The 3,235-nt window shown below is 43.2% G+C and carries 4 protein-coding genes and 1 pseudogene; all 5 read right to left on the bottom strand.

Translation table 11 applies throughout. The features are described from left to right. Positions 1-144: 144 nt before the first annotated feature. Complete coding sequence (locus QT979_RS28645) at positions 145-648, bottom strand: IS66 family transposase (protein WP_333312363.1); 504 nt, start codon at positions 646-648, stop codon at positions 145-147. Beyond that, entirely contained in the window at positions 641-1,378 is a 738-nt protein-coding gene (locus tag QT979_RS28640; RefSeq protein WP_333312362.1) for a DUF6444 domain-containing protein, read from the bottom strand. The genes QT979_RS28645 and QT979_RS28640 overlap by 8 nt, the downstream gene beginning before the upstream one ends. Positions 1,379-1,487: 109 nt before the next feature. Beyond that, positions 1,488-1,934: a hypothetical protein gene (locus tag QT979_RS28635; RefSeq protein ID WP_333312361.1), complete on the bottom strand. Its 447-nt coding sequence runs from the start codon at positions 1,932-1,934 to the stop codon at positions 1,488-1,490. After that, complete coding sequence (locus QT979_RS28630) at positions 1,931-2,803, bottom strand: ParA family protein (RefSeq protein ID WP_333029965.1); 873 nt, start codon at positions 2,801-2,803, stop codon at positions 1,931-1,933. The genes QT979_RS28635 and QT979_RS28630 overlap by 4 nt, the downstream gene beginning before the upstream one ends. A 137-nt stretch (positions 2,804-2,940) precedes the next feature. Next, positions 2,941-3,235 (bottom strand): annotated as a pseudogene (locus QT979_RS28625) (hypothetical protein); the annotation flags it as partial.

Genomic DNA, 3,235 nt, shown 5'->3' with positions numbered 1-3,235 from the left:
AAAGTTGGATGGTGGGTTTGGGCTTGGGTCAACTTTTCGGTACATTACGAAAGTGATGCTGTACTAGGCTTTTGACTAATTTTAGCTCATAATCTTACACACGCTCAGCGCCGTCAGGAGCCAAAGTCTTTTGATGTAAGGGTTTTAGGCTTTTTCAGCAAGCCCTAAAAAGTACCACCATTGATCTGCTTTCTCACGTAACGAGCGCAGTAACAGTCCAGCAGCATGACCAACATGAGCTTGCCAAGTATTTAACAATTCTGCCAATCTCGTCTTAAAGTCCCTCGCCCAAGTCTGATAATCAATCTCTTGGGGGTGTTCTCGCCCTAGGCGATGTTGTCGAAATGCCTCATCAATTAATTCTAAAAATGCAGAAGCGACGACACTGTTATTACCGTGGCGTATAAGCAGAACTTTCTTAAAATGTCGCCGTAGATGGGCTAGACATTTTTGTTGCGCTCCCACAATCACACCGTTATAGACGCTAAAATCATCAGAACTCAACACTCCAGCAAACTCTTTCCCCAGCATCGTCTCTAATTCAGCTCTACTCCGAGTATCCGCAGCATGAAACAGGCAAAAATCTTGACCTGTGGCTGTCCACAACCATTCTTTAACTCCCTTGACACACCAAGGGGTTTCATCCACATGGACGGAAAGCTTGTAATGGTGCCCATTTCCATAAGGCTTCAACGGCGGGCTTTACAGCATCAGCTACCCGCGCATTTGTCGCTTGTAAAGTACCTATCCCTAGGTCGATTCCACCTAGTTCGCGCAGGAACTCTTGTTGTTTTTCATAGGATAGGTGTCCATAATTACCCAACCAGCTCAATAATGCTTGTAGGTCGATACTTAAGTCTTGTCCTGGAACTATTCCGGGTGCTGGTACACCGATTACCATTGCTCCACATTCATGACATTGACATTTGACTCGTTGATATTCCACCACTTCAATTGGTAAGGCTGCTAAACAGGCTACTTGCTGCTTGCTATAACCAATTGGATCACTTAATTCTCTACTACCACAATGCTCACAAGATTCAGGAGTGCTGATTTGATATCTATCTACTCGCCCAAACCCTTTTCGGGTTTTGCCGATATGTCCCGGCTGTCCTCCTGCTTTGCGTTTTGGTTGGGACTCTGACTCTTTTGAGTTGTCAAAAGCGGCTGTCTCTGATTTCTGTATCAGATCGCTTGATGGGGGTTTCGATGATGTTTTGCTATTGCTGGGCTGTCTCTCTTGGAGCTTTTCGAGCTGGAGTTGTAATTTTTCAATCAGCTTCTGTTGGGTGCGCACAATTTTGACCAGCTCCTCACGACTCAACTGGTCAACCATTTCTAATTTTAGTGCTGCTGATAACTCTGACTTTTCGCTCATCTGACTACATTACCATATTGTTCGGCTCTCTGCGGAACTATTTTTACCTGAATCCTTACGCAAATTCTAAGTCCAAGCTATTACCAATGCCCAATTCCCAATGCCCGATTCAAAGTGTTTGTCTGTCGATATGCCGCGACAGCCTCAAACTCTGTTTAATTCTGCCAATAATTAGCTCGAACATTTTTTTGCGGGACGGATTCTTGCTGCTGGGCGGCATCCCTAACTCGCAACACATCAAGTTCAAGTCACTTGCACTCATGGCTAACAACTTTTGCCTCACCTCTTCTTCATTACCATTCTTAGCTTGTAAACGCAGTTCTTCATAAACTTCTAGAACATTAGCCGCCGATAAATTAACAGGTTTATTAACATCAGCACCCTTGGGAATATCCGAAGTTTTTGAGCCAGCAGAAATCACTCCCCGCTTGACTTGAGTCTCAAGCCGGGTTAATTTTCGAGCAACGTCCCGCAAGATTTCCTTAAGTTCGCCAATTTCCTCAACTAACCCCCCGCTTTCTTGTTCGGAAGCAGCCAAAGTTTCTTTTTTACTCATTTCAGATACTCCTCACACTCGCGCCATAGTTTTTCAAATTCTCTAACTAATTCTCGCGGTAGTTCTCCCTCATTAATCGCCCGTTTTAGCCCGACGCTTTCCCGAATAGTAGATTCTAAAAATCTAACTTCTATGTTATTATCTTTTGATATCTCATCGCAAAGTCTCTTTACTTCTCTCATGTAAAACTGAACTTCATTTGTCAGCAATCCTCCATAGGTTTTAGCTTTATTCATAAAGACTGCTATCTTGGGAAACGGATAAGGCTCAATCCGTTTTTGGAGCGAGTTTAAAACTAAACTCAATCCCCTAGAACCAAAATAATCTGGATTGACCGGAATTAATATTAAGTCGCAGCAAGAGAGTACGCTGTAGGTGAGGAGACTGAAGGAAGGCGAACAGTCAAAAAGCATCAAGTCGTATTTGGGGAGATTGGCAGAGTTGGCGATTTTGCCGATGAATCTGCGGATGAAGTCTTTAACACTTTTCCCCTCAAATCCATCGATATCCAACCAATACAACTCTTCAACTGAAGGGACAAAATGCAACTGTTCGTCAATCTGATAAATGGTGTCGAAACCAACGGGAAATTTAAAATTCTGTCCGGCTTTTTTAAAGACTTCTAGAGCGTCGTAAATTGTAAGTCTGTGCTTGAGAGATTTTTCGTACCACTTACCAAATTTGTCATCTAAATGACCTGTATTTTCGTTAAGTCCGATCGCCTCTGTGAGCGACATTTGTGGATCTAAGTCTAACATCAAGACTTCTAAGTCGGTTCCTTGGGATATAATATTTCCCAGACTCCAAGTGACGGTAGTCTTTCCGACACCGCCTTTGAAGTTGATTACGGCTATTGATTTAGGACTCATGGCTGGCTTTGTTTGGATTTTGCTCAATTTTTTATTAAAACATAACGATCGCCCAATTAGCGTTTGCTAAGTATTATTACTCGAATAATGGCGATCACCTTGAGTAGGCGATCGCCAGATTAACAGCGAGTCTCTTTTTAGAAAAGAACGTCAGGAAACTTAAAAACGTGACTAGCAATATTCCGCACCTTTACTAATGGAACAGGTAATCCAGTTACACTGTAGCCTCGATTTGGTACTACTTTCTGCGGGAGTTCTGGCTGTTGCTGCAAAACTAACAACCTGAATTTACCCGGTTCGACGACCAATATCTCCTGTTGAGGAATGAAAAATATCCAGAGATCGGCTTTAGAAGCTGGGGGGGTGACAAAGAGGCCTAGGAGATAGACCGAATCAGGGTTGCAGCCCGCATACCTTGTTGATAAAAGCGAC

Source organism: Microcoleus sp. w2-18bC1, from assembly GCF_036700365.1.
In the GTDB taxonomy this organism is placed as follows: Bacteria; Cyanobacteriota; Cyanobacteriia; order Cyanobacteriales; family Microcoleaceae; genus Microcoleus.
Note: the sequence above shows the minus strand (reverse complement) of the source record. Positions and strands in the feature narration are given on the sequence as shown.